The sequence below is a fragment of the Microvirga solisilvae genome, from assembly GCF_022808595.1.
GTDB lineage: Bacteria > Pseudomonadota > Alphaproteobacteria > Rhizobiales > Beijerinckiaceae > Microvirga > Microvirga solisilvae.
This window is the reverse complement of record NZ_JAKUCN010000001.1, coordinates 95,736-120,242: the sequence shown is the minus strand read 5'-3', so window position 1 is coordinate 120,242 and position 24,507 is coordinate 95,736. Positions and strand designations below refer to the sequence as shown.

The window sequence follows — 24,507 nt, the reverse complement described above, 5'->3', positions numbered from 1 at the left end:
AGAAACTGCGAGCCTCCCACTTATGTCTGCTCTTACGGCCCTGAGATTGTCTTCGTTGAGAAACGTGATCCGTTTCTGCGCCCTCGCCCTTCTTCCGATGGCGCTGGCCGCCTGCGTGACCGCTCCGCCGCCGCAGCAGGCCGTCCGTCGTATCGATCCGGCCTACATGGCCATGTACGGCGAGCGCCCCGACGAGATGCATCCGCTCCCGGCCACGGATATCTCCGAGGTGGATCCGCGCTTCCTGCGCCGCGAGGTGGCCTATTACGGCCGCGAGGAGCCCGGCACCGTCGTGGTCGATACGCAGTCCCGCTATCTCTACCTCGTGCGCGAGGGCGGCCGTGCGATCCGCTACGGCATCGGCGTCGGCAAGGAAGGCCTTGCCTGGGCAGGCCGCGCCACCGTCGGCCGCAAGGCTCAATGGCCCCGCTGGACTCCCACCGCCGCGATGATCAAGCGCGAGCCCGAGCGCAACGCGAAATGGGCCGGCGGCATGGCGGGCGGCATCGAGAACCCGCTGGGCGCCCGCGCGCTCTACCTCTACAACAACGGCGTCGATACCATGTACCGCATCCATGGCACGACGGAGCCATGGTCCATCGGCGAGTCCGTCTCCTCCGGCTGCATCCGCATGTTCAACCAGGACGTGATCGACCTCTACAACCGTGTTCCTGTCGGTTCGCCCGTGGTGGTGCTGCGCGGCACCCCGTTCAGGGATGTGGAGCAGGACGGAGAACGCGTGGCGTTCTACTGACCGGATCAGTACCGGACGAATTCGAAAGGGTCGGCCCTGCGCCGGCCCTTTTCTTTTTCATTGGCCCCGCTTGATGTATGATGATCATGTCTCTCCTGGAGGCACGGCCATGACTGTCGAACGCGCGATCCTTCTCACCGTTGGCGGACTGATCATCGTCAGCGTCCTGCTTGCGGTTTACGTCAATCTCAACTGGCTCTGGCTTACCGGAATTCTCGGAGCCCATCTCGTCCAGGCATCGTTTACAGGCCTCTGTCCTGTGGTGATGATGCTCAAGCGACTCGGGCTTCCCAGCAAGCCCGGCTTCACCTGAGCCCTGCCCCCCTGGAGGCTGCTGCCGCCTGACCTATGAATCAATATCCATGTGCTCTGCAAAGGATCATCCATGGATTATTGGTTCCCTCAGGCGCTCAGATTCACGACGCGCCTGATCGAAGTCGGCGGCATCGCCATCATTGTGCTCGGGGCCCTGGGCGCGACGGCTGCCTTTCTGTGGCAAATCCTCCAAGGCCGCTCCGGCGACATGGCCTATAGCCTCTACCGCTCCAATCTCGGACGGGCGATCCTGCTCGGTCTCGAATTCCTCGTGGCCGCCGACATCATCAACACAGTCGCCATCGAGCCCACGCTCCAAAGCCTCCTCATCCTCGGCGGCATCATCCTCATCCGCACCTTCTTGAGCTTCTCGCTCGAGGTAGAGATTGAAGGACGTTGGCCGTGGGAGCGGCATAAGGGTGAGGCCAGCGATACGAGTGCAGTTCAGAAATAGCGCGCCAAGTTCTTACAGATGCGCTCTAGCACCGGCACGCCTGCATCCGGCAGCGCAAAAGTCTGGCCGGTGATGCGCTCGAAGGCGTCGATATAGACCTTCGAGGTTTCGAGGATCACGTCGGCGGGGATTTCGGGGATCGGATCCTTGTAGGGATCGCAGCGCGCCACAACCCAGCTGCGCACGAAATCCTTGTCGAAGCTCTCGGGGCGTTCGCCCTTCTCGAAGCGTGCGGGATAGCTCTCGGCGAACCAGTAGCGGCTGCTGTCGGGCGTATGGATCTCGTCGGCGATCATGATCGTGCCGTTCTCGTCGATGCCGAACTCGTATTTCGTGTCGACAAGGATGAGACCGCGTGCGGCGGCGATCTCGCGGCCCTTGGCGAAGAGCGCAAGCGCATAATCGGAAACCGTCTTCCACTGCTCTGCCGTGAGGAGCTTGTGCTCCACGATCTCGGCTGCGGTCAGCGGCTCGTCGTGACCGCCGTGGAATGCCTTCGTCGTGGGTGTGATGATGGTCTGCGGAAGTTTCTGGTTGTCGCGCATGCCATCGGGCAACGTGATGCCGTACATCTCCCGCTGGCCCTGCTTGTAGAGCGAGAGGATCGAGGTGCCCGTGGTACCGGCGAGATAATCGCGCACCACGATCTCGACGGGCAGGATCGTGAGCTTCTTGCACACGGCCACGTTGGGATCGGGATATTCGATGATGTGGTTGGGGCAGATATCCGCCGTATTCTCGAACCAGAAGCGCGCGGTCTGCGTGAGCACCTGGCCTTTGAGCGGAATGGAGGCGAGGTTGATGTCGAAGGCGCTGATACGGTCCGAGGCGATGATGATGCGCCGCCCGTCGGGCAGGTCGTAATTGTCGCGCACCTTGCCCCGGTAATGGTTCGGCAGTTCGGGGATGGTCGCATCCTGGAGGACGTAACCGGCATATGCCTTGAGGGCTGCTTGATCGACCATGCTCACCTGCCAACGCTGTTCGAGTTCCCGCCCGGCGAGTTCTAGACGGAATCCGCTCAGAGGCTAGGGCTAATCGCAGGAAACACAGGCCTTTCCACCAGATCAGTTGGCGGCATTAGCGTTCTTGCGCTGCACCAGGTTGATGCCGGAGAGGACCACCGTGGTCTCATAACCTTGGGAATCGAGGACCGTCCATTGCTTCAGCGCATTGGCGCGGCTGTCGAAGCGCAGGGTGATCTTGGAGGTGCCGCCCATGGTGGCGCTGTCGTCGAAGGCCACCGTGATCACGCCGTCGCGGCCGATCTGCACGTCGCGGACCTTGGTGTCCCGCGCGAGATTCACGTTCTCCTGCACGAGGAATTTCAGGGGCGTCTGGCTGACGGGATAGACGTCGTTGGTGCCGAGCCTCTTGTCCCGGATCGCCACGTTGCGCCCGTCGGAGACGATCTCCATCGTGCTCGGCGGCGCATAGGCGAAATGCAGCTGCCCCGGGCGGCGCACGGAGAGCGTGCCCTCCACCTGCTGGCCGTTGGGGTTCTTCTGCACGAAATAGGCGGACATGGTGTCCATGCTGTTGAAATAGGCGTTCACCCGCTCCAGCGCCGCCGCGGGAGACGGCGGGTTCGGCGGGGAGACAGGCGTTGCAGCCGCAGCAACGGAAGTCGGCGTCGGGCTGGCCGCCTGGGCAGGCGTGGATTTGGCGGGCTTCGGAGGCTCCGCCGCCTTCACAGGAGCCGGTTCGGGCGTTGCAGCGACTCGAGGCTCAGGCTCGCTTTTTGCGGGCACAGGTTCAGGTGCCGTAGGAGCGGCCTGCGTCACAGGTTCAGCAGGAGCAGGTTGCGGTGCGGGCTCCGGCTTAGGTGCTTGCTGGGCGACAGGCTGAGGTTGCGGCTTGGGCTGGGCAGCCTGCTGCGTCGCGGGGGCCTTCGGCTTCGCGGCAGCAGCCTTCGGCTTGGGCTTCGGTTGAGGCTGGGCTGCCGGCACCGGCGCTGCAGGGGCAGGCTCGGCGGTCTGCTGGGGAGCCTGTGCCGGCTGCGGCTCAACTGGCGCGCCCTGCCTCAGGTTAGGCTGGAAGACGCCATCCAGGAATCGCGTCAGCGGATCGGAGGCGCGCTGCTGGGCGGCGGCCGGAAAAGCACAGGCCGTCATAGCCGCAAGAGCAAGAATGCAACGCAAAGACTTCTTGAGCATGGCTCGACTGCAAACCCGATAAACAACAAATGCCGCCAGCAAAAAGCGGTCCGGCCTTATGGCTTCGATTAGAGGCTTAATGAAGGCAGGAGCTTGCAGGCGAAAACGAGTCGCGTCCAGGGATCAACTGAGGCTTTGCACGTCTCAATCGCGGCGCCCTCAGGCGGCATTCGCGTAGTCGTCGTCCTCGTCATCCATGGGCTGGACCGGAGCCGGCTTGGGCTTGGCAGCACGCGGGCGGGATTGCCGCTTCTTCTTGGCGGGCTTCTTCGTCCCCATGCCACGCCACCAGCCCTGCCAGCTGTAAGCGCCGGGGCCGACGAGCATGTAGAACAGAAGACCCGACAGGACGCCGAGATTGGCCAGGAACAAAGCCTGCTCCCCGGCCCGGGTCAGGCCGCCGTAATCCCAGAATCGGTGCAGGGCTCCGGTGGTGATGACGAGCGCGGCGATCAGGGCCGAGGCGCTGACGCGCGGCGCCAGGCCGAGGATGAGGGCTATCGGAGCCACGATCTCGGTGATCACGATGGCCGCCGCCACGACATCCCCATAGGGAATGCCCTTCATCGTCAGAGATGCGGCAAAGCCCGAAATGTTTGTAAGCCGCACGAGGGCCGGCGGCAGGAAGCAGGCGGCAAGCAGCAGCCGGTTGAGGAGCAGGACTCCGTTCGTCGCGCCAGCGTTCATGTCCAATCCCTCTCCCTCTCGGCCGGCCCAGAATCGCTAAGGCCATCGCCGGGTATTAGAGGCAGAGGTTCTTAACCTGTTCTTATCACGCCGGCCTTGTCCCGCGTTTTCCGGTCAGAGCTTCAGGTTCCGCTCCCGCAGCATGGTCTCCCAGCGCAGCGTATGCTCCACGATGGTCGCAAGATCATCGTAACGGGGCTGCCAATTGAGCTTGGAGCGGATGCGGGTCGAGTCCGCGACGATGGTCATCGGATCGCCCTCGCGGCGGGGGGCGATGCGCGCCTCCACCGGACGCCCGGAAACCTTGCGTACTGTCTCGACCACTTCCGAGACGGAATAGCCGTGGCCATAACCGCAATTCACGACGAGGCTCTCCCCACCTCCCCGCAGGTGATCGAGCGCCTGCATGTGGGCCGCGATGAGATCCGTCACGTGGATGTAATCCCGGATGCAGGTGCCGTCCGGCGTCGGATAATCCGTGCCGTAGATGTCCATCGAGGGGCGCATGCCCAGCGCCGTCTGCACCGCCACCTTGATAAGGTGGGTCGCATTCGCAGTGGACTGGCCATGGCGCATGGCGGGATCGGCGCCTGCCACGTTGAAATAGCGAATAGTGACGAAGCGCATGTCATGCGCCGCAGCCACATCGCGCAGCATCACCTCGGTCAGCTGTTTGGAGCTGCCATAGGGCGAGAGCGGCGCAAGCGGCGCATCCTCCGTCAGGGCTTTCTCGGACGCGTTGCCATAGACGGCAGCGGTCGAGGAAAAGACGAATGTCTTGATACCTGCCGCCACCGCAGCGGCAAGAAGAGAGCGGCTCTTGACCGTGTTGTTGAGATAATAGCCCAGGGGATCGCGCATGGACTCAGGCACGACGAGCTTGGCGGCGAAATGCACGATCGCGTCGATGGAATGGCTCTTCAGCGTCTGCAGGACGAGTTCGTAATCACCGATGTCGCCCACCACCAGCGGCACGTCTTCCGGCACCGACCAGCGGAAGCCCGTCGACAAATTGTCGAACACAACAGGCTTGAGGCCCGCATCGCGCAGAGCCAGTACCATATGGCCGCCGATATAGCCGGCTCCCCCAGTCACTAAAACGTTCACGAGATTCCCTTAACTCTTACTTGCGCCATCGTTACGCGAATGGCTCTGGATTTCCAGCGCAACCTGCTGTCAAAACAGGCAGAGTACCCTGTCGATTATATGAGGCTGACCATGAACGAACGCACGGAATATTGGTGGGTCCGCCATGATTCCGCGATTGAGCCCGCGGAAGTCGGCTTCGTCGGCGGGATCCCCGTGCATTTCCGGTTCATCGGCACGGAAGGCCGCGTCCAGGCTCAATCGGCCGAGCTGATCGAACGCCTGCCGGCTCCGCCCGTTCCCCTTTTCGAACCCAGAGCCACCCCGAGCCCTGCCCCCGCGAAGCCGCAGAAATCCGGCTCCTGGCTGTGGTTCATCGGTATCCTGCTCCTGATCTTCGTCGCGCAATGCTCAGGCTCGATCTACGACGCGATCAAATAAGACAAAAGACGCCTTGGTTATGATATAGCCCGAAACCGCTGAAAGCCTTTCCCAGCGGAGACCTGTCTTGTCCCAAAAGGTTATGATCGCCACTCCCGTCAACGAGCCCAAGCTCGTGATCGGCTATGTCCAATCGCTTCTTTCGTCGCAGATTGCGTTGCGGCAGGCTGGCATCCGAAGCGAGATCCTGTTCGAGACCCAGTGCTCCCTGGTCGTCATGGGCCGCAACAATCTCGTGACCGATTTCTTGGCGTCGAATGCGACCGATCTCGTCTTCATCGACAGCGATATCGGCTGGAAGCCGGAAAGCCTCGTCCGTCTCCTCCAGCACGATGTCTCGCTGGTCGCCGGCATTTATCGGAAGAAGGCTCCGGAGACGATCTACACGGTGGAGTTCGATGATCCCCGCAATATCGCTGCCGATCCCAAGACCGGCCTCTTGAAGGCAAAGGGCGTGTCCGCAGGATTCCTGCGCATCCGCCGCGATTGCATCGAGGCCATGATCAAGGCTTATCCCGAACTGAAGATCACCGAGAGAAAGCAGGAGCAATACGCCCTGTTCGACACCATGATCGAGAACGGCAAGATGGTGGGCGAAGACTACACCTTCTGCCGCCGCTGGGCGGCGATCGGCGGCACGATCTGGGTCGACCCGACCATCGACCTCGATCACTACGGTATGAGCGCCTACACGGGCTCGCTCACATCGTCCTTGCAGAAGAAGCAAGCCGATTAGTCAGGTGTAAAAACAAAAAGCACCGCAAAAGCGGTGCTTGCATCATTCTAGAATGAATGGTGCCCAGGGACGGAGTCGAACCGCCGACACTGCGATTTTCAGTCGCATGCTCTACCAACTGAGCTACCTGGGCATCCGATGCACAGGCAGTGCCGTGCGCGTCGTGGGCGGTTGTATAGTCAGACCTTAGCCCCCTGTCCAGCCACTAGCCGAGAAAAATTTTCTGGGGGAATTCTTGTCAGTTCTCCCCGTCGTCCTCTTCCTTGTCCTCAGGGTCGTCCACCGCCGGAATGGCGTAGCTGCCGGAGAGCCAGCGATTCAGGTCCACATCGGCGCAACGCTTGGAGCAGAAAGGCTTGAATTCCGGCACAGAGGCCTTGCCGCAGATCGGGCACTTGCCGGAAGACGTCAGGGGTTTGTTCTCATTGGCAGGGTCCATGCCGTGCCTCCTTGTCGGGTCAGGCGGCTTCGAGCCAAGTGAAGCGTACGGGGAAGCCCTCCCCGTCCAGCAGGGCCACGCTCTCGTAGAGCGGCAGCCCGACCACGTTGGTGTAGGAGCCGACGAGCTTCACCACGAAGGTGCCCGCCAGGCCCTGGATGGCATAGCCCCCTGCTTTGCCCCGCCATTCGCCCGAAGCGAGATAACGGTCAAATTCCTCTTTCGAGAGACGCTTGAAGCGCACACGGGTTTCCACAAGCCGCTCGCGGATCGAATCCTTCGGGGTGACGACGCAGATGGAGGTATAGACCCGATGTGCGCGCCCCGAGAGCAGGCGCAGGCAACCGGCAGCCTCGTCCATGACCTCGGCCTTGGGCAGGATGCGCCCGCCTGCCACCACCACCGTATCGGCGGAGAGGATATAGGAATCCTTCAGGTCTTCCCGGTTGCGAGCGGTCTTGCGGGCCACTTCGGCCTTCGAGCGGGCCAGACGCTTGGCGAGGTCCTTGGGTCCTTCGTTCTTCAGGGGTGTTTCGTCCACATCCGCCGGCAGAAGGGCATCGGGCTCGATGCCCGCCTGCTGCAGCAGGGCGAGCCTGCGGGGCGAGGCGGACGCCAGGACGAGCTTCGGACGCGGGATGGAATTCGACACCTCGGAAGACGACGCCACTTTGATCTCCACGCTTCAGGGCGCTCACCCGGCCCGTCACGATTATTGCTTGCTCTTCAGGCGTAAGGCTACGCCCGGTCACAACATGGCACCGGGCGCGATTGAATCAAGCGGCGGGCGGCGGCTCGGTGTCCGATGGCGCGGGCGGCTGGGCGGAAGCCGCGCTCGCGGCATGAGCCCGGTCGAGCTGGCGATAACGCAGGACGCTGAACGGGATCGAGGCGAGGAACAGCACCGTAATGGCGGTCAGCATCTCCCAGGGGAAGTTAGCCAGAAGACCGAAGAGCGCCACCGAGATGACAAAGATCGGCAGCACCCACTGGCGCGGCACACGCAGGCCGATGGTCTTGCCCGAATAGACCGGGATCGTGGACACCATCAGGAAGGCCAGCCCCAACAGGTAGACGAGCGCGATGGGAGCAGCCGCAGGGCCGATCGAGAACCCGAGGAACGAGAGGTAGAGGGGCAGCATCGATGTCAGCGCGCCGGCCGGTGCAGGCATGCCGGTGAAGAAGTTCTTCTTCCATTCGGGCCGGTGCGGATCATCGAGCATCACGTTGAAGCGCGCGAGACGCAGCACCATGGCGATGGCGAAGACCAGCACGGCGATCCAGCCCATCGCCTTCAGTTCGTTGAGCAGGAAACTGTAGAGAATAAGCGCCGGGGTCACGCCGAAATTGACGAAGTCTGCAAGCGAGTCGAGCTCGGCGCCGAAACGGGACGTACCCTTGAGCATCCGCGCCACGCGTCCGTCAATCCCGTCCAGAAGCGCCGCCACCACGATGGCCACCACCGCAGGCTCGTAGCGTCCCTCGAAGGCAAGGCGGATCGCGGTCAGGCCGAGGCACAGGGCGATCAGGGTGATGATGTTCGGGATGATGACGCGCACCGGCACAGGCTTGAAAAGGCGCTTGCGCGGCTCGTTCGGGTCCGGAGCGAAGGGCGGGAAAAGATCACTCATGGCATCAACCTAAGGGGAGCCTGTCTCACCGGCAAGGCGAGCTGGGCAGTGTGCGGGCGATGGGAGAAGCCCAAACTGCTGTGGACAGTTCCGTCCAGAGGGCCAGCGGAGGCGTGAAGAAGCCTCCGCTGACGAAGAGTTTAGCCGACCCGGTACTGGCGGGCGGGCTCGTTGGCGGTCAGGTCCGCCAGCACCGTCTCACCGGCCACCGCCGTCTGACCGAGGCCGACAAGAACCTGGGCGGAGAGCGGCACGTAGATGTCGAGGCGCGAGCCGAAGCGGATCAGGCCGAAGCGCTCGCCGGTGCTGAGGGAGTCGCCCACCTTCACGAAGGAGACGATGCGGCGTGCCACGAGGCCTGCGATCTGCACCACGCCGATGCGGGTGCCGGCCGTCTCGATGACCAGCGCATTGCGCTCGTTGTCCTCGCTCGCCTTGTCGAGCTCGGCATTGAGGAAGAGGCCCGGCGTATAAAGGATCTGCTCGATGCGGCCCGTGACCGGCGAGCGGTTCACGTGGCAGTCGAACACGTTCATGAAGACCGAGATGCGGGTCATCGGCTCAGGAGGAAGGCTGAGCTCGGCCGGGGGAACCGCCGTGGTGATGAGGTTCACGCGCCCGTCGGCAGGCGAAATCACGAGGCCTTCGCGCATGGGGGTCACGCGCGGCGGATCGCGGAAGAAGTAGCAGACCCACACGGTGAGGATGGCACCGATCCAGCCGAGCGGCGACCAGAGCCAGGCCAGCACGATGGTCGCGAACAGCGCGATCAGGATGAAGGGATACCCCTCCTTGTGGATCGGGACGAAGATGCGGCGCATCGATTCAAGGATATCGGTCATTCTTTCGAGGCCTTGCTAGAGCATGATCAGAACAAGTGGAAACCGGTTGTTCGCCCGGATCATGCGGCAATAAGGGACCAAGAGCTTGATCACGTTTCAAAGAGACGTGATCAAGCTCTTGGGTTTGGGAGGGGATGGCAGGAGCCGGGGCTCCCGTCAACCTGCCACGCCTTCCTTCGACCGCTCTTCCTCTTCGGCCCGCTTGAGGGTCTCGCGGGCCTCGTCCGCCTCGCGCTGGCGGTTCCACATGGAGGCATAGACCCCGCCGAGAGCCAGCAGGGTCCCGTGGTTGCCCCGCTCCACCACCCTGCCCTGGTCGAGAACGATGATCTCGTCCGCTCCGATCACGGTCGATAGGCGATGCGCGATCACGAGGGTCGTGCGGCCTCGGCTGACCCGGTCGAGTGCGTCCTGGATCTCCTTTTCCGTGAAGGTGTCGAGGGCCGAGGTCGCCTCATCGAGCACCAGGATCGGAGGGCTTTTGAGGATCGTGCGGGCGATGGCCACGCGCTGTTTCTCGCCGCCCGAGAGCTTCAGGCCCCGTTCGCCCACCGGCGTATCGTAGCCCTCCGGCAGGGTGTTGATGAAGCGGTCGATCTGGGCGAGGCATGCGGCCTCCCTCACCTCTTCCGGAGTCGCATCCCAGCGGCCGTATTGGATATTGTAGCCGATGGTGTCGTTGAACAGCACGGTGTCCTGCGGGACCATGCCGAGCACCTTGCGCAGCGAGACCTGCTGCACGTCGGAGATGTTCTGCCCATCGATGAGGATGCGTCCGCTCTTGGGTTCGTAGAACCGGAACAGCAGGCGCGAAATCGTGGACTTGCCTGCGCCCGACGGGCCGACGATGGCAACCGTATGGCCCGCGGGAACCTCGAAGCTCACGCCCTTCAGGATAGGACGCTCCGGAATGTAGGAGAAATGCACGTCCTCGAAACGCACCACCGCCTGCTTGACATCGAGGGGCTTTGCTTCCGGCTTGTCCTGAATCTCCGGGTTCTGCTCGATGATGCGGAACATGTCGTCGATGTCGATGAGCGCCTGCTTGATCTCGCGATAGAGCATGCCCATGAAATTCAGCGGAATGTAGAGCTGCACCAACATCGCATTCACGAGCACGAAGCTGCCGATGGAAACGCGGCCCGCCATGATGTCCTGAGCCGCGAGCACCATGACGATGCCCATGCCGATGGAGAAGATCACCGCCTGACCAGCATTGAGCACGGCGAGCGAGGTGTATGTCTGCGTCGAGGCTTTCTCGAAGCGCTCCATGGAGCGATCGTAGCGCGCGGTTTCGCGCTGCTCGGCGCCGAAATACTTCACCGTCTCGTAGTTGAGCAGAGAATCGACCGCCTTGGTGTTGGCGTCCGTGTCGGAGTCGTTCATCTGCTTGCGGATCGAGATCCGCCACTGCGTCGCCTTGTAGGTATAGGCGAGATAGATCACCACCATCACAAAAACGACGGCGGAATAGGTCCAGTTGAATTCCCAGGCGAGAAGCCCGAGCACCAATACGAATTCGAGAATGGTGGGAACCAGCGTCAGCACCATGAGGCGCGACAATTCCTCGATGCCCTCGCGCCCGCGCTCCAGCACACGCGTGAGGCCACCGGTCTTGCGCTCGAGATGGAAGCGCAGCGACAGACGATGCATGTGCTCGAAGGCCTGCAGCGCGAGATTGCGCACCGCATGCATGGCGACCTTCGCGAACAGGCCGTCGCGCACCTGGGTCAGCACGGCCATGAGAATGCGCGTGACGCCGTAGATGATCGTGAGGATGATCGGCGACTTCCACAGCCAGGAGCCCGCCGTCGCGGCAACTTCGGCAGGCTGGTTCGCGCCGTTGGTCACGGCCACAAGCGCATCCGTCGCCCATTTGAAGGCAAACGGCGTCACCATGGTGACGCCCTTGGCGATGAGGAGCAGGCCGAAGGCCAGGAAGACGCGGCGCTGCAGATCGGGCCGCCCCTGCGGCCAGAGATAAGGCCAGAGCTTCGTCCAGGTCGCGGCCAAGCCGCTCTGCTTGCGCAGGGTGGCGCTTGTTGCGGGGACGGAGGTAGTGGGGGGCATGATCAGAGAATCCGAATGACGTGTCGGTCCCCGATATAAGTGATCGGAAACAGGAATTCACCCTGCTCCTTCCACAGTCCTGCCCTGACCTAGTTGGTCTTCTGCTCCTGCTCGTTCGGAACCACGAAGACCTGCCCCGGATAGATCAGGTTGGGATTGCGGATCTGATCCTTGTTCGCCCCGTAAATCACCGTGTAGCGATAACCGGAGCCGTAGAGCCGCTGGCTGATCCGCCAAAGATTGTCACCCTTGGAGATGATAGCCGTGCTGATGTTGGGGATCACCACCGTGCCCGCCGCCGCGACCTGAGCCTCGGATGCGGATTTCTCGGCGGTCTGCGCCTGAGGGGCAACCTCGGGAGCGGCTGGCGTTTCCGGCGTGGCGGCGACCTGGGCCGGCACATTGAAGCCGACTTCCGCGCGCGACTTCACCTGACCGGAGACCGGATCCACATCATCGAGGCGGATGCGGTAATCGCCGGGGCGGACACCGGAGCCGATGGAGAAGGACACCTTGCCATCGCCCCCTGCCCCGCCGGGGGCAATAAGGGTCTCATTGAGATAGAGCCGCACCGTCGCGCCCGGAGCGGATTGGCCGGAAACAAAGAGCTTGCCGTTCTCGGATTCGACGCTGACGATCTTGATCTCGGGGCGGGGCGCAGGCTGGGCCGGAGGCTCCGGCGTGGCATTGGCCTGCTGCTGCGGCTGCTGAGGAGTCGGCTGGGACGGCTCTTCCGGCTTTGCTGGGGCCTCAGGCTGGGGCGTGTTTTGCGCGACCTGCGGTTCCGGCGCAGGCGGCTCGGGATTGGAGAGCACCACGGTCGGTTGGTCGGGCGTCGTCAGGGTCACAAGGGGACGCTGGTTCTGCGTGGCGTCGATCACCACCGTGACGGTCTGCTGTGACCGCTGGCGGGCGCCATCCGGCGCGATGGATTGGAGGACCACCTGGTGAGAACCCGGCGGCAGGGCCGGCGGCACGATGGCGAAGAGACCGGACGCATCGGCCACGCCACGGGCATGGACCTGATCGCCCCGCATCAGCTCGATGGTCGCGCCAGGAGCGGCGCGCCCGGCGATTACGCTCTCGCCATTGGGCTCGATGCGGACGAGGTCGAAGGATGGGACAATGGGAGCCTGAGCAGGCTTCGTCTCTGCGGCCTTAGGCTCGGGAGCCTTGGGCGGCAAGGTTTTGGGTGGCATAGGCTGGGGCGCCGAACTCTGTTGCTGAGCAGGCTGCTGCACGGAAGCCTGAGGCGCCGCGTTGCTGCGGGGCGCTTCGGATGAACCGGGCCAAGCCCAATAGAGAGCCCCGATGAGAACCGCGACGATACCGGCCGCTGCCGCGCCGAGGATCGCGATGGTTCCTTTGATTTCTGTCGCCTGCGCCATGCTTTTTCTCAACCGCGGCACTTTCATGCATTTAAGCCGTTTATCTTTCAAAAGGCTACGGCCATAAAGGGACTATATATGCTTTATGATTCAACGCGGGAGGCTCCCCGCCTCCCCGAAATGCTCATGTCAGAACTTAAGCCGGTCAAATCTATTTGCGTTTATTGCGGCTCCGGATTCGGAGACGACCCCGTTTTCGCGGAAAATGCGGCGGCATTGGGCCGTGCCATGGCCGAGCAGGGAATCAACCTGGTCTATGGCGGCGGCAATGTGGGCCTCATGGGCACGGTTGCTCAAGCCGTCCTCGACCACGGCGGTTATGTCACAGGCATCATTCCCGACTTCCTGAAGTCGCGCGAGAAGCTCCTCGACGACGTGCAAGAAACCATCGTCGTGCCGGACATGCATACCCGCAAGCGCCTGATGTTCGAGAAGGCCGACGCCTTCGTGGCGCTGCCCGGCGGCATCGGCACGCTGGAAGAGCTCGTGGAGCAGATGACCTGGGCGCAGCTCGGCCGTCACACGAAGCCGATCCTCATGCTCAACACCAAGGGCTTCTGGAAGCCGTTGCTCACCCTCTTCGCCCATATGCGCGAGCAGGGCTTCATCCGCCCAGGTCTCGAACTGAGCTATCTCGTGGCCGAGAAGGTAGAAGATGTCGTCCCGATGATCGAGAATGCCGCGCGCCGCGTCGGCATCGTCGAGAACGCCGACCTCATCGAGACGAAGTTCTAAGACAACGCAACTTATCCTGCGCGGGACAGAACAAGCCCGCCCAGGATAAGGCCTGCCGCCGCGAGTCGCTGCCACGTGATTGCCTGCACAGGCAGGCCGAAAGCGCCCACGGCATCGAGAATAAGAGCTGCGGCCACCTGGCCGAAGATTAGCGCCGCGACCGTGCTCACCACGCCGATCTGCGGCACGCCCCAAATCACGATGGCCACGTAGAACGCACCCAGGAAGCCACCGAGCCATGACCACCAGGGCGCGGAGGCGATGGCGCTGCCGGAAGGCATGGCGCCACGGAAGGCCGTCACCAGAGCCAGCACCAGAAATCCGATGCCAAACGAAATGCAGGCGGCCAGCAGCGGATCGCCCAATGAGCGCGCAAGCGCGGCATTGATGGGCGCCTGCGACGACAGGAAGATGCCGCCGATGAAGATGCCGGCGAGCGGAAGCAGGAGCGAGAGGTTCATGACTTGTCTCATCGTGAGATAGAGCGATCTTTCAAACTCTGTCCTCATCCTGAGGAGGGCCGCAGGCCCGTCTCGAAGGAGGTTCCAGAGAGCATTGGAACGTCCTTCGAGACGCCGCTACGCGGCTCCTCAGGATGAGGTCTGTGTTTCCTGTGAGCGAGACTAAAGCGCAGCCCCGCCCTTCAAGAGCTTGTAGATCATGGAATCGGTGAGCGCCTGGAACGAGGCATCGATGATGTTGGCCGACACGCCGATGGTGGTCCAGCGCTCACCCGATGCATCGGTGAACTCTATGAGCACGCGTGTGACGGCATCCGAACCGCCCTGATAGATACGCACCTTATAATCCACCAGTTCCAGATCCTCGATCAGGTGTTGATACTTGCCGAGATCCTTGCGCAGAGCGACATCGAGCGCGTTCACCGGGCCATTGCCTTCGGCGGCGGAGATGAGAACCTCGTCGCCCACGCGCACCTTCACGATGGCTTCAGATGCGGTGACGAGTTCGCCCATGGCGTTGAAACGGCGTTCAACATTGACCGAGAAACGCTCCACGTCGAAGAAGGCCGGCACCTCACCCAGCATGCGCTTGACCAGCACATAGAAGGAAGCGTCCGCGCCCTCGAAGGCAAAACCCTGCGCTTCCTTGCGCTTCACCTCGTCGAGCACGCGCGAGATGCGCGGATCGCCCTTTTCAAGATCGAAGCCGCAGCGCTTGAGCTCGGCGAGAATGTTCGACTGCCCGCCCTGGTCCGACACCAGCACTTTCCGCACATTGCCGACGACTTCCGGCTCCACATGCTCGTAGGTGCGCGGGTCTTTGAGAACGGCGGAGGCATGAATGCCGGCTTTCGTCGCAAACGCGCTCGCGCCGACGAAAGGTGCGTGGCGGTTGGGCTGGCGGTTCAAGATTTCGTCCACCTGCCGGGACACATGGGTGAGCCCGCTCAAGGCGTCATCCGACACGCCGAGATCGAAGCGAGCGGCATAGCCGTCCTTGAGCTTCAGCGCGCCGATCAGGGTGATGAGATTGGCGTTGCCGCAGCGCTCTCCGAGGCCGTTGAGCGTGCCCTGGATGTGACGTGCGCCCGCTTCCACGGCGGCGAGCGAATTAGCCACCGCGCAGCCGCAATCGTCATGCGCATGAATGCCCAGATGCGCACCCGGCACGACTGTCGTGACAATCTTCACGATCTCCGTCACTTCGTGAGGCAGCGTGCCGCCATTGGTGTCACACAGCACGACCCAGCGTGCGCCGCTCTCATAGGCGGCCTTGGCGCAGGAAAGCGCGTATTCGGGATTGGCCTTGTAGCCGTCGAAGAAATGTTCGCAATCGACGATCACCTCGCGGCCCTTGGCACGTGCGGCCTCGACGCTGTCGCGGATGCCGGCGAGGTTTTCCTCAGGCGTCGTCTCAAGCGCCACGCGCACGTGGTAATCCCACGACTTCGCAACAAAGCAGATCGCATCGGCCTTGGCTTCGAGAAGCGCGGAGACGCCGGGATCGTTCGACACGGAGCGCCCGGCGCGCTTCGTCATGCCAAAGGCCGTGAACTTCGCGTTCTTGGTGCGCTTCTCAGCAAAAAAGGCGGTATCCAGGGGATTGGCTCCCGGATAACCGCCTTCGACGTAATCGATGCCGAGCTTGTCGAGGAGGGAGGCCACTGCCCGCTTGTCCTCCAGCGAGAAATCGACACCCGTGGTTTGCGCGCCGTCACGCAAGGTAGTGTCGAAGAGATAGACGCGCTCGCGGGTCATGATGACAACTTCCTGTCCTCGTCGGGTGCGAGGCGCTTTTCCATGGTGGTGGTGCCGAGCCACTCGTCGCCGAGCGACAAGGTGTTGCGGCGCTGCGGCTGGAAGCCATGCTTCTGGAAAAAGGGCTGCGCGTTGTCGCTGACTTCCGCCACGAGCCGCGCCGCGCCGCGTGCGGTGGCGAGCTTTTCCACCGCGCCAAAGAGCATCGTGCCGATCCCCTGCCCCGCAACGGCCGGATGCACATGGAACAGCTCGATCAGCTCGTTCTCTTTCAACGCGATGAAGCCGACGGCCGAGCCTTCGATGGTCGCGACGAGGGTGAGGTTCTTCGCGAGCTTTTGCGCGAAGTCTTCCTCATCCGCCTGCATCATCCAGGCTTCCTGCTGCGCCTCGCTGTAATCCTCGCCCGTCAGCTCCTCGATGCTCGCCTGAAAGATCTCGACGAGCACCGGCAGGTCGGCGGGAAGGAAGGGACGAAGCCCCGGTTTCGGCAATGACTGTCCCATCAGCGCACCCCTGTCTTACAGTTCACCGAGACATCGCCCTCATCCTGAGGAGCAGACGCAGTCTGCGTCTCGAAGGAGATTCCAGTGCTCTCTGGAGCCTCCTTCGAGACGGCGCTGCGCGCCTCCTCAGGATGAGGACAGAGTGAAACAGTCTGAAGAAGCGCCGTCATCGCGCGACCTCCCAGGTGGTGGTGCCGTCCTTGTTGTCCTTCACCACAACGTTGAGAGCCGCGAGTTCGTCGCGGATGCGGTCGGATTCAGCCCAGTTCTTTGCCGCGCGCGCCTCTTTACGGGCAACAATGAGGTTCTCAACGACCGCAGGATCGACCGAAAGCGAGGCCTGCTTGCGCGCCTTCCACGCCTCGGCTCCCTCGAGCAGGAAGCCGAGCGCGCGCAGGTTCGCGCCGAGCTCGTCGTGAGCGCCCTGCCCGTCGAGGGCATGAAGCTCGGCGAGCATCTTCGGCGTGTTGAGATCATCAGCCAGCGCGTCCACAACCTGATCGGACAGCCGCGCCGTCTGACCATGGCCCGCCAGCTCGTACCAGCGGTCGAGAGTCTTCTGGCTTTCCTCAAGACCCTTCGACGTCCAGTCGATGGGCTGACGATAATGAGTGCGCAGCATGTTGAAGCGCAGCACCTCGCCCGGCCAATCCTTCAGGAGGTCGGCAATGGTGAAGAAGTTGCCGAGCGACTTCGACATCTTCTCGCTTTCCACCTGCAGGAAGCCGTTATGCATCCAGACATTGGCCATGCGCGGCGCATCGAACGCGCAGCAACTCTGTGCAATCTCGTTCTCATGGTGCGGGAATACGAGGTCGATGCCGCCGCCATGGATGTCGAAGATCTCGCGCTCGGTCGGATCGCTGCATGAGAGCCGCGTCTCGAAAGCCTGAATCAGGTGCTTCCACGACATGGCCGAGCACTCGATATGCCAGCCGGGACGGCCCGGTGTCTTGATGCCGGCGGGCGAAGGCCAAGCCGGGTCCTGCGGGCCTGAAGGCTTCCAGAGCACGAAATCCATCGGGTCACGCTTGTAGGGCGCCACGTCCACGCGGGCGCCGGAGAGCAGCTCGTCCAGCGAGCGCTTCGAGAAGGCGCCGTATTGCGGCACGCCGGAGAGCTTCTGCATGCCGGAAACCGAGAAGAGCACGTGCTCCTCGGCCACGTAGGCAGCCCCCCGCTCGATGAGGCGCTCGATGATCATGCGCATCTCGTCGATATGCTCGGTGGCCCGGGGCTCCACGAAGCGCGCGGGCTTGCCCGCCTCGTTCACGTCGTCCGGCATGAGCACGCCGAGAGCGCGAATATCGGCGTGGAACTGCACCTCCGTCTTGCGGGTCACTTCCCGGATGGCGTCGTTGTGCGGCAGGTCCGGGTAATCGCGGGCGGCGCGGGCGTTAATCTTGTCGTCGACATCCGTGATATTGCGCACATACGTTACGGCATCCGCGCCATAGATATTTCTCAACAGACGAAACAGTAAGTCGAAGACGATGATGGGGCGGGCGTTACCGATATGAGCGTAATCGTAAACCGTGGGCCCGCAGACATACATGCGCACGTTCTTAGGATCGATCGGGACGAATGCGTCCTTCGACCGGGAGAGCGTGTTGTAGAGCTTCAGCTGGGGCGCCATGAAACCAAATCCCTGTCAGGCCACGAGGCCGGAGGTTGGTTTCATTCTTGGAATGAGAACGAGACGGCTCCAGCCAGCGTGGTCGCTAGCCGCAAATAATCCCGGAAGTGAGGATCGCTGCCGTGTTCATGAACCCATCAATGCCCCGTCCAACGACAGGCGTCAAGGTTCCCGTGCTGGAGAGCACAGTTCCTTTGCAGGCATGCAAGAAACGGGTTTTAACCAAACCCGTTAGAGCTTTATTCACAGGGTTCCGTGACAATAAATCACGGTTTCAGCCAATGAGGTTTTCTATGCGCCGCGCATATGCCGTGCTCGGGTTGGGCACAGCCATGTTCCTTGCAGCCGCGTCCATGACGCTGCTTCCCAACGGCACTCAGGCCTCGTCGACCGAAGCGACCTTCTTGGTCCCCGCCGCCGATGGATACGGCGTCGCGGAATGCCTCATCTCAAACCAGCCTTGTGGCCAAGTTGTGGCAAACACTTGGTGTGAGGCTCAGGGCTATAAGCAGGCCATCTCCTTCCGCCAGATCGAGGCCGAGGAGACCACAGGTTCGGTTCAAAAGGTGTCGGTCACGGCCTCCGAAGATCGTCCGATCTCGATCACCTGCGCGAACTGAACTTGAGCCTCTAGCGAGACGCCAGCCATGTCCGGGCTGTCTTCAGAACAGCCCGGGTCACATCGGCCATCACTGGCCCGGCGACCCGGCTCTCCTGCCAGAATAAGGGCACTTCGAACGGAACCGCTGGGTTCAACGCCACGAGACGCCCTGTCTTCAGGTGTTCCCGCACCAGGATTTCCGGATTCATCCCCCATCCCAGCCCTGCGAGAGCCACATCCACGAAAGCCTGCGATGAAGGCAGCCAGTGGAGCGGAGGCCTGATGTCCACTCCAAGGGCCTCCCGCAGCCATATATATTGCAGCCTGTCCTTCTGGTTGAAGATCAGGCAAGGCGCGCGGGCCGCACCCTCCTGATCGAGACCTTTGGGAAACCAGCGCCTCATGAAGTCCGGGCTTGCCGTCGCGACATATTTTAGAGCTCCAAGAGGGTGGCAATTGCAGCCCTGGACCGCCTGTCCATGCGAGGTCACCGCAGCCATCACCTCCCCTCGCCGCAGCCAGTCGGTGCTGTAATCCTGATCGTCGATCACGAGATCGAAGAGATGGCCTTCCGTCTCCGCCATGGCCGCGACGAACCATGTGGCGAGGCTGTCCGCATTCACGGCAATGCGCAGGGTTACCGGCCCGTTGCCAGACTGCACTCCCGGGAGGCTTTCGCTCAAGGCGCCCTCGAGCAGGGCCACCTGCTCCACATGCTGACAGAGACGTAAGCCTGCCTCGGTCGCCGTGCAGGGCTGACCTCGAACCACGAGAACCGCGCCGATCCTCTCCTCAAGCAGCTTGATGCGCTGGGAGACGGCCGAAGGGGTCACGTTCAATTGCTGCGCAGCCCGCTCGAAGCTCCCGGTACGGATCACGGCAGCCAAGGCGGACAGGAGGGCATAATCCAGCACGAATTAAATTTCCTAATGCGATCTAAGAGACTTTAACTTCTCTAATCGTAGAGGCTCGCTTAGGAGAGGTCGACTCTTGTTTGGACCATTGCCATGACCGCTCCCTTCATCGCCGGCTTCCTGCTGGGCCTCAGCCTCATCCTGCCCATTGGGGCCCAGAACGCTTTCGTGCTGCGTGTGGGATTGCGCGGCGAGCATGTTTGGGCCGTCTGCCTGACCTGCGCCATCTCGGACGCCCTGCTGATCCTGGCCGGTGTTACGGGTCTGTCCACGGTCAGTGCGGCTCTGCCCTGGGTTGAGACCGCCCTTCTCTATTTCGGCGCGGCATTTCTCATCGCCTATGGCGCTCGAAGCTTCAGGGAGGCTTTCCGCTCCGCTGCCCTGCGACCGTCAGAGGCTGCGCCCGCCGGCATCGGACGGGTCGTCCTCACCTGCCTGGCGCTGACCTGGCTCAACCCGCATGTCTATCTCGACACGGTGGTTCTGATCGGCTCGATCTCGACGCAGTTCGGAGACGGCAAGGGATGGTTCGCGCTCGGAGCCATGCTGGCCTCGTTCACGTTCTTCTTTTGCCTCGGCTATGGCGCACGCCTGCTCAAGCCACTCTTTGCGAACCCGAACACATGGCGTGTTCTCGATATCGCCATCGGCATCATCATGTGGGTCACGGCGGCGCGGCTTTTGCTGAACTGAGGAATCGTCCTTACTTGTTCAGCCAGTCCCCGCATTTGGCCGGAGCTTCCGTTCCCCAGGGCATCAACGGCACGCTGGAGGTCGAGTTCTTGGGCGAGCCTTCGATGGGACGGTCCGAATAGACCATGTAGACGAGCGTGTTCCGCTTGGCGTCGCAGCCGCGCACGATCTGCATCTTCTTGAAGATGAGCGAACGGCGCTCGCTGAACACCACGTCGCCCTGCCCGAAGCGCTGCTTGAACTTCACCGGGCCGACCTGACGGCAGGACAGCGAGATGTCGGAAACCTCCTCCGCCACGCCGAAGGTGCCGGAGATGCCACCCCGCTCGGGGGTCGTGTAATGGCAAGCCACGCCCTCCACCACCGGATCGTCGATGCCGTAGACGGCGAGCTTGTCGTCGGGCGTCAGCGCCCGCCAGACGGTGGACTTCTTGAAGATGAGATCCGGCTCCTGGGCCGCAGCGCCGAAAGCGCCTCCAACGACGAGGGTCAGGGCCAAGGCGATTCGAGCGAGCATTCTTCTTTTTCTCCCAATGCTACGCTCAATGTGGGAATGCCAACCGCTTTTGACGAGACCTACTCGGCGTGATGGCTGCAGATACAGATCTTGTTGCCGTCGAGATCGCGAAAGTAAGCCCCGTAATAGTTGCGATGGTAATGCGAGCGCAGGCCGGGGCCGCCCTCATCCGCTCCCCCCAACCTCATCGCGATCTCATGGCAGCTATCGACCTGGGCCCTTTTGGAGGCGAGCAAGGCGATCATGGCACCGTTGCCCACGGATGGTTCGGCCCCGTCGAAGGGCCGCACGACAAGGAATTGCGGCCGCCCTCCCGGCAGGCCGTAGCCCAGAATGGTCTCGTCAGTGAAGCGGACCTCAAGCCCCAAGGGGGCCAGCACCGCATCGTAAAAGGATCGGGCCCGACCTAAGTCATTTGCTCCGATGGTCGTATGAGAGTACATGCAGGGGCTCGTTCGAGGTCGCTGTTGGCGGAAGGCTAAAAGGCTTTTCCCAAGGCGGGCAAGACGGTAATCACAATAGAGCCCAAATCCGGCGTCACATGACCAAGACCCTGGCCATGGCGCCGTATCGGACCTGCGATCTGTTTGATGACAAAGACATTCTTCCTCCGCTCCCTCCTCGCCGTGACGGCCTTCCTGGCCGCCGGACAGGCAGCCCTCGCCCAATCGCCGGAATGCCAGCGCTTCCGGGCAGAACTGGCGAATCTCGAGCGCAGCGGCGGCGGAGCGCCGACCGGGCAGATGCAGGCGCAGCGCGCCGAGATCAGCCGTCTGGCCCGCTATTACAGCTCCATCGGCTGTGAACGCGGTCCCTTGAGCTTCTTTTCAGGCCCTCCGCCGGCCGAATGCCCGGCGATTGCCGGACAGATTCGCCAGTTGGAGGCGGGCTATGCCCGTCTGGCGCAGCAATCCATCGACCCCTCCGCGGTCGATGCGCGCCGCCGCCAGCTTCAGGCCGCCGTGCAGCAGACCTGCTCCACCGATCAGCAGCCCCGCGGCTTCTTCGAAACGCTCTTCGGCCCGCCGCGCGGTCAGCAGCAGCAGATTGCACCGGAAGGCCAACCGATCATCGCCGAGGAGGGCCAGCCCTCCCTCGGTGGCGGCCGCCTGATCTGCGTGAAGACCTGCGACGGCTCCTTCTTCCCGCTCACCAGCCCACCCGGCGGCCAGCAGAGCGCGGACGAGATGTGCCAGGCCCTCTGCCCCGGCACGGAAACCACGGCTTTCGCCTATCCCGGCGGCGATGACGGCCTGACCCACGCAGCCTCCCTCGCGGGCAATAAGCCCTATACGTCGCTCGCGAACGCATTCAAGTTCCGCAAGACCTTCGACGAAAGCTGCGCCTGCAAGAGGCAGGGCGAAAGCTGGGCCGTGGTGCTGCGCAAGGCCGAGAGCATGCTGGAACAGCGCAAGGGCGACGTGATCGTGACCGCCGAGAAGGCGGAGGAGATGTCGCGTCCGAAGGCCGTGCAGGCCCGCAAGGCCGCCGACAAGAAGACGGACGAGGAAGAGAAGGCCCAAGCCGAGAGCGCCGCCTCCGCTCCGACCGCGAGCAAGGAATCCTCCGGTATCGGCCCGCAATCGATCGAGACGACCCGCGTCATCGGCGAGAACGAGGGCAACAAGCAGGAGATGGCTTCCGGCGACGGCCAGAAGAAGACGGTTCGCGTGATCGCGCCGAACCTCATTCCGGTGCCGAATCCGCAGAACTAATTCTGCTCAAGGACAAGGATTTAAAACGGGCCCTATGCGGGCCCGTTTTCTTTTCCTAGGAGGGGGAATTCCTGGCCTGCCTCCGGCGTGCTATCAGGCGCGTCATGAAACCGCTCGATCATTCGCGAATGCCGGAATCACCCGGCGCATCGGCCCCGATCATCTCGGTCTCCGGCCTTTCCAAAACCTATGCCTCGGGCTTCCAGGCCCTGCGCAGCATCGACCTTGAGATTCGCCGGGGCGAGATCTTCGCCCTGCTCGGGCCCAACGGCGCGGGCAAGACCACGCTCATCAGCATCATCTGCGGCATCGTCAATCCGAGCACGGGCACGGTCACGGCCGACGGGCACGACATCGTGGGCGATTACCGCCCTGCCCGCACCAAGATCGGCCTCGTGCCGCAGGAACTCACGACGGATGCATTCGAGAGCGTGTGGGCAACGGTGAGCTTCAGCCGCGGCCTCTTCGGCAAGCCGGCGAACCCGGCCTATATCGAGAAGATCCTGAAGGACCTCTCCCTGTGGGAGAAGAAGGACACGAAGATCATGGCGCTGTCCGGCGGCATGAAGCGGCGCGTGATGATCGCGAAAGCGCTCTCCCACGAGCCGAAGATCCTCTTCCTCGACGAGCCCACAGCGGGCGTCGACGTGGAACTGCGCCGCGACATGTGGAACATGGTGCGCGGCCTTCGCGAGAGCGGTGTCACCATCATCCTCACCACGCATTACATCGAGGAAGCCGAGGAGATGGCCGATAGGATCGGCGTGATCAACAAGGGCGAGATCGTGCTGGTCGAGGACAAGCACACCCTGATGCAGAAGCTCGGCAAGAAGCAGCTGACGCTTCACCTGCAGAGCCCGCTCACGGCGCTGCCCCCCGATCTGCAATCCGAGCATCTTCAACTCTCCGCAGACGGCGCGGACCTCGTCTACACCTTCGACACGCAGAGCGAGGAAACGGGCATCGCCACGCTCCTGCGCCGGTTGAACGAGCACGGCATCGACTTCAAGGATCTGCGCACCTCCGAGTCGTCTCTGGAGGATATCTTCGTCAGCCTGGTGAGGGGGCGCTCGTGAACATCTACGGCATCAAGGCCATCTATCTTTTCGAGATGGCGCGCACCTGGCGCACGATCATGCAGAGCATCGCCTCGCCGGTGCTCTCCACATCGCTCTATTTCATCGTCTTTGGCACGGCCATCGGCTCGCGCATGGCCAGCATCGACGGCGTGAGCTACGGCGCCTTCATCGTGCCGGGCCTCATCATGCTCTCCCTTCTGACGGAGAGCATCTCCAATGCGTCCTTCGGCATCTACATGCCGAAATTCACCGGCACGATCTACGAGCTTCTCTCCGCTCCCATCTCCGCCATCGAGACGGTGATCGGCTATGTGGGCGCGGCCGCCACGAAATCGGTGATCATCGGCACGATCATTCTCATCACCGCGCGTCTCTTCGTGGACTTCTCCATCGAGCATCCTGTCTGGATGATTGCGTTCCTGGTGCTCACCTCGGTGACGTTCAGCCTCTTCGGTTTCATCATCGGCGTGTGGGCCGACAGCTTCCAGAAACTGCAGATCGTCCCGCTGATGATCGTTACTCCGCTCGCGTTTCTTGGCGGCAGCTTCTATTCCATCAACATGCTGCCGCCCTTCTGGCAGAAGATCGCTCTGTTCAACCCGGTGGTCTATCTGGTGAGCGGATTCCGCTGGAGCTTCTACGGCGTCGCCGACGTGGATGTGGGCATCAGCCTCGGCATGACATTCCTGTTCATGCTCGCCTGCCTCGCCGCGATCTGGTGGATCTTCCGCACGGGCTACAAGATCAAGAACTGATAAGTCTTGATACAAGCTCAAACCTCATCCTGAGGAGGTCGCATCGCGACCGTCTCGAAGGAGCATCCAGTTCACTCTGGAGCCTCCTTCGAGACGCCGCTTGCAGCGGCTCCTCAGGATGAGGACTATGTTCGAGAT

28 protein-coding genes and 1 tRNA gene are annotated in these 24,507 nt (G+C 62.5%); 11 read left to right on the top strand and 18 right to left on the bottom strand.

Annotated elements, in window-relative coordinates:
- Positions 1-22: 22 nt before the first annotated feature.
- The 3 genes from MJ639_RS00620 (at position 23) to MJ639_RS00610 (ending at position 1,523) form a co-directional block, all read left to right on the top strand.
- Complete coding sequence (locus MJ639_RS00620) at positions 23-754, top strand: L,D-transpeptidase (RefSeq protein ID WP_243367736.1); 732 nt, start codon at positions 23-25, stop codon at positions 752-754.
- Between the two features lie 109 nt (positions 755-863).
- The gene (locus MJ639_RS00615) at positions 864-1,067 is read left to right on the top strand and encodes a YgaP family membrane protein (RefSeq protein ID WP_243367734.1); all 204 of its coding nucleotides are present in this window, start codon (positions 864-866) and stop codon (positions 1,065-1,067) included.
- A gap of 72 nt (positions 1,068-1,139) precedes the next feature.
- Positions 1,140-1,523, top strand: a complete 384-nt coding sequence (locus MJ639_RS00610; protein WP_243367732.1) for a DUF1622 domain-containing protein — start codon at positions 1,140-1,142, stop codon at positions 1,521-1,523.
- On the opposite strand, the gene MJ639_RS00605 is transcribed toward MJ639_RS00610, so the two are convergent.
- The 4 genes from MJ639_RS00605 to galE form a co-directional block, all read right to left on the bottom strand.
- Positions 1,514-2,488 carry a phosphoribosylaminoimidazolesuccinocarboxamide synthase gene (locus tag MJ639_RS00605; protein WP_243367730.1) on the bottom strand — a complete coding sequence of 325 codons (975 nt, stop codon included), beginning with the start codon at positions 2,486-2,488 and terminating at the stop codon, positions 1,514-1,516. The genes MJ639_RS00610 and MJ639_RS00605 overlap by 10 nt on opposite strands.
- 102 nt (positions 2,489-2,590) lie before the next feature.
- Positions 2,591-3,679, bottom strand: a complete 1,089-nt coding sequence (locus MJ639_RS00600) for a LolA family protein (RefSeq protein WP_243367728.1) — start codon at positions 3,677-3,679, stop codon at positions 2,591-2,593.
- A 159-nt stretch (positions 3,680-3,838) separates the two neighbouring features.
- Positions 3,839-4,366: a DoxX family protein gene (locus tag MJ639_RS00595; protein ID WP_243367726.1), complete on the bottom strand. Its 528-nt coding sequence runs from the start codon at positions 4,364-4,366 to the stop codon at positions 3,839-3,841.
- Between the two features lie 114 nt (positions 4,367-4,480).
- Positions 4,481-5,473, bottom strand: a complete 993-nt coding sequence (gene galE / locus MJ639_RS00590; RefSeq protein WP_243367724.1) for a UDP-glucose 4-epimerase GalE — start codon at positions 5,471-5,473, stop codon at positions 4,481-4,483.
- Between the two features lie 111 nt (positions 5,474-5,584).
- On the opposite strand from galE, the gene MJ639_RS00585 reads away from it, so the two are divergent.
- Together MJ639_RS00585 and MJ639_RS00580 are read left to right on the top strand one after the other, a co-directional pair.
- A complete protein-coding gene (locus MJ639_RS00585; protein ID WP_243367722.1) occupies positions 5,585-5,893 on the top strand; it encodes a hypothetical protein in 309 nt (102 codons plus the stop codon).
- Positions 5,894-5,960: 67 nt separating this feature from the next.
- Positions 5,961-6,629, top strand: coding sequence for a hypothetical protein (locus MJ639_RS00580; protein ID WP_243367720.1), 669 nt, complete (start codon positions 5,961-5,963; stop codon positions 6,627-6,629).
- Between the two features lie 57 nt (positions 6,630-6,686).
- Here the strand turns inward: MJ639_RS00580 and MJ639_RS00575 are convergent.
- The 7 genes from MJ639_RS00575 to MJ639_RS00545 all read right to left on the bottom strand — a co-directional run bounded on the left by MJ639_RS00575 (position 6,687) and on the right by MJ639_RS00545 (position 12,999).
- A tRNA-Phe gene (locus tag MJ639_RS00575) sits at positions 6,687-6,762 on the bottom strand.
- A gap of 105 nt (positions 6,763-6,867) precedes the next feature.
- Positions 6,868-7,068: a DNA gyrase inhibitor YacG gene (gene yacG, locus MJ639_RS00570; protein ID WP_243367718.1), complete on the bottom strand. Its 201-nt coding sequence runs from the start codon at positions 7,066-7,068 to the stop codon at positions 6,868-6,870.
- A 19-nt stretch (positions 7,069-7,087) separates the two neighbouring features.
- Positions 7,088-7,738 carry a Maf-like protein gene (locus MJ639_RS00565; RefSeq protein ID WP_243367716.1) on the bottom strand — a complete coding sequence of 217 codons (651 nt, stop codon included), beginning with the start codon at positions 7,736-7,738 and terminating at the stop codon, positions 7,088-7,090.
- Positions 7,739-7,844: 106 nt separating this feature from the next.
- Positions 7,845-8,699: a CDP-alcohol phosphatidyltransferase family protein gene (locus MJ639_RS00560; RefSeq protein ID WP_243367714.1), complete on the bottom strand. Its 855-nt coding sequence runs from the start codon at positions 8,697-8,699 to the stop codon at positions 7,845-7,847.
- A gap of 140 nt (positions 8,700-8,839) precedes the next feature.
- Positions 8,840-9,541, bottom strand: coding sequence for a phosphatidylserine decarboxylase (locus tag MJ639_RS00555; protein ID WP_243367712.1), 702 nt, complete (start codon positions 9,539-9,541; stop codon positions 8,840-8,842).
- A 156-nt stretch (positions 9,542-9,697) separates the two neighbouring features.
- Positions 9,698-11,611 carry an ABCB family ABC transporter ATP-binding protein/permease gene (locus tag MJ639_RS00550; RefSeq protein WP_243367710.1) on the bottom strand — a complete coding sequence of 638 codons (1,914 nt, stop codon included), beginning with the start codon at positions 11,609-11,611 and terminating at the stop codon, positions 9,698-9,700.
- Between the two features lie 89 nt (positions 11,612-11,700).
- A complete protein-coding gene (locus tag MJ639_RS00545; protein WP_243367708.1) occupies positions 11,701-12,999 on the bottom strand; it encodes a LysM peptidoglycan-binding domain-containing protein in 1,299 nt (432 codons plus the stop codon).
- Positions 13,000-13,125: 126 nt separating this feature from the next.
- Between MJ639_RS00545 and MJ639_RS00540 the strand changes: the two genes are divergently transcribed.
- Entirely contained in the window at positions 13,126-13,734 is a 609-nt protein-coding gene (locus tag MJ639_RS00540) for an LOG family protein (RefSeq protein WP_243367706.1), read from the top strand.
- 11 nt (positions 13,735-13,745) lie between these two features.
- Here MJ639_RS00540 and MJ639_RS00535 read toward each other — a convergent pair whose 3' ends face one another.
- The 4 genes from MJ639_RS00535 to cysS all read right to left on the bottom strand — a co-directional run bounded on the left by MJ639_RS00535 (position 13,746) and on the right by cysS (position 18,095).
- On the bottom strand, positions 13,746-14,195 hold the full coding sequence (locus MJ639_RS00535) for a DMT family transporter (RefSeq protein ID WP_243367704.1): 450 nt from the start codon (positions 14,193-14,195) through the stop codon (positions 13,746-13,748).
- A gap of 162 nt (positions 14,196-14,357) precedes the next feature.
- Entirely contained in the window at positions 14,358-15,953 is a 1,596-nt protein-coding gene (gene cimA / locus MJ639_RS00530; protein WP_243367702.1) for a citramalate synthase, read from the bottom strand.
- Positions 15,950-16,459, bottom strand: a complete 510-nt coding sequence (locus tag MJ639_RS00525; protein WP_243367700.1) for a GNAT family N-acetyltransferase — start codon at positions 16,457-16,459, stop codon at positions 15,950-15,952. The genes cimA and MJ639_RS00525 overlap by 4 nt, the downstream gene beginning before the upstream one ends.
- Positions 16,460-16,625: 166 nt before the next feature.
- Positions 16,626-18,095, bottom strand: a complete 1,470-nt coding sequence (gene cysS, locus MJ639_RS00520) for a cysteine--tRNA ligase (protein WP_243367699.1) — start codon at positions 18,093-18,095, stop codon at positions 16,626-16,628.
- Positions 18,096-18,388: 293 nt separating this feature from the next.
- Between cysS and MJ639_RS00515 the strand changes: the two genes are divergently transcribed.
- Entirely contained in the window at positions 18,389-18,715 is a 327-nt protein-coding gene (locus MJ639_RS00515; protein WP_243367697.1) for a hypothetical protein, read from the top strand.
- Between the two features lie 10 nt (positions 18,716-18,725).
- On the opposite strand, the gene MJ639_RS00510 is transcribed toward MJ639_RS00515, so the two are convergent.
- Positions 18,726-19,610: a LysR family transcriptional regulator ArgP gene (locus MJ639_RS00510; RefSeq protein WP_243367695.1), complete on the bottom strand. Its 885-nt coding sequence runs from the start codon at positions 19,608-19,610 to the stop codon at positions 18,726-18,728.
- A gap of 93 nt (positions 19,611-19,703) precedes the next feature.
- Between MJ639_RS00510 and MJ639_RS00505 the strand changes: the two genes are divergently transcribed.
- Entirely contained in the window at positions 19,704-20,303 is a 600-nt protein-coding gene (locus tag MJ639_RS00505; RefSeq protein WP_243367693.1) for a LysE/ArgO family amino acid transporter, read from the top strand.
- A 10-nt stretch (positions 20,304-20,313) separates the two neighbouring features.
- On the opposite strand, the gene MJ639_RS00500 is transcribed toward MJ639_RS00505, so the two are convergent.
- Together MJ639_RS00500 and MJ639_RS00495 are read right to left on the bottom strand one after the other, a co-directional pair.
- A complete protein-coding gene (locus MJ639_RS00500; protein ID WP_243367690.1) occupies positions 20,314-20,820 on the bottom strand; it encodes a CreA family protein in 507 nt (168 codons plus the stop codon).
- A 59-nt stretch (positions 20,821-20,879) separates the two neighbouring features.
- On the bottom strand, positions 20,880-21,263 hold the full coding sequence (locus tag MJ639_RS00495; protein ID WP_243367688.1) for a VOC family protein: 384 nt from the start codon (positions 21,261-21,263) through the stop codon (positions 20,880-20,882).
- A gap of 147 nt (positions 21,264-21,410) precedes the next feature.
- Here MJ639_RS00495 and MJ639_RS00490 point away from each other — a divergent pair, with 147 nt between their 5' ends.
- The 3 genes from MJ639_RS00490 to MJ639_RS00480 all read left to right on the top strand — a co-directional run bounded on the left by MJ639_RS00490 (position 21,411) and on the right by MJ639_RS00480 (position 24,369).
- Positions 21,411-22,535 (top strand): DUF2865 domain-containing protein, encoded by a 1,125-nt coding sequence (locus MJ639_RS00490; RefSeq protein ID WP_243367687.1) that lies wholly within the window; start codon positions 21,411-21,413, stop codon positions 22,533-22,535.
- 128 nt (positions 22,536-22,663) lie between these two features.
- Positions 22,664-23,611, top strand: coding sequence for an ABC transporter ATP-binding protein (locus MJ639_RS00485; RefSeq protein WP_243367686.1), 948 nt, complete (start codon positions 22,664-22,666; stop codon positions 23,609-23,611).
- On the top strand, positions 23,608-24,369 hold the full coding sequence (locus MJ639_RS00480; RefSeq protein WP_243367684.1) for an ABC transporter permease: 762 nt from the start codon (positions 23,608-23,610) through the stop codon (positions 24,367-24,369). Before MJ639_RS00485 ends, MJ639_RS00480 begins: the two co-directional genes overlap by 4 nt.
- The last annotated feature ends 138 nt before the right edge of the window (positions 24,370-24,507 follow it).